The following is a 1,008-nucleotide window of genomic DNA, read 5'->3' on the forward strand; positions in this document are numbered from 1 at the left end:
TCGTCTCACCGCCTATCCTCCATCCCGCCAAGCTGCGCTGTGGCGGGAGTACCCCGGAGGTTCTGATGGAGAATATAGCCTCGAGGAGCAGCGACTTATCGAAGATCTCATCCGCTTCGACTGGCCGGAAGACCAGGGGAAAGATCTCGCTCCCCTGTCCCCTGAGAGGAGCTGGCGGCCCAGCTGCAGCGGGAGTTGCGGGAAGATTTCCTGCGCACGGCGGTGATGACAGCCGTTGCCGACGGGGTATATTCCGAGCCGGAGGACCGTCTGTTGCACCAATTGGCCGCTGCCTTCGGACTGGAGCTTCCCCAGCTCCACCTGCTCGGGGCCACGCTGGTCAATAAGGGCGCCACCTCGCCATTGCCGGCAGAGGCTCAGGCCGAGAGCGGCTATACCGACCTTTTGGCTCCCTTGCAGAAGTGGCTGGACGGCATCCAAGTCTGCGACGCGAAGGTAGCCCGCTTCTTGTGCCGTATGATCCCCGGCCAGTGCCCCTTTGAGCGGGAGGTGGTGCTGTTTGGCCGCAAGGTGATGCACATCCCCCCATGTGCAAGCTCAACCCTCTCTACGACCAGGTGGTGGCCTTGCGCTGCCGTGCCCTCTCCTTCCTGGCAGAAGCCGGGGAAGACATCAGCCAGTACACAAAAGGATAGCTTGGTAGCCCCGCACTTTAGTGCAGGGCGGAAAAGCCCGCTAGCCACTTTAGTCGCTTACCCATGATGTGGGCCGTTGATATAGTTTTGAATTACCTCAGCCCTAGCATTCCCCGCGGTACAGAAACAATAACTTCTGCTCCAAACGCTAGGCAGTTTTCGCAGGTTAGCAAACTCCTGCCTTAAATATTTAGAAGCTCTACTTTTGAATGCTTTACGAAGCGATGGGCAAGCTATGGTGAGCTTTGCGCTGAGATGGCGAGAACCCAAAACAAGCACTTTATCGCAATGTATGTTTCCGCCGCACAACAGACGTGTAAGTCTGTAGCTGGAGTGGGTCTATGCCAAGCCT

Annotated in this window: 2 pseudogenes; one reads left to right on the plus strand and one right to left on the minus strand. The window is 57.7% G+C overall.

The features are described 5' to 3' along the window. The first annotated feature begins 225 nt into the window (after positions 1–225). A pseudogene (locus NW846_RS12600) lies at positions 226–656 on the plus strand (Mo-dependent nitrogenase C-terminal domain-containing protein). Positions 657–713: 57 nt separating this feature from the next. Here NW846_RS12600 and NW846_RS12605 read toward each other — a convergent pair. Then, positions 714–872, minus strand: a pseudogene (locus NW846_RS12605) (transposase); the annotation flags it as partial. Positions 873–1,008 lie beyond the last annotated feature (136 nt).

Source organism: Synechococcus sp. W60.3, from assembly GCF_047502615.1.
Lineage (GTDB): Bacteria > Cyanobacteriota > Cyanobacteriia > Thermostichales > Thermostichaceae > Thermostichus.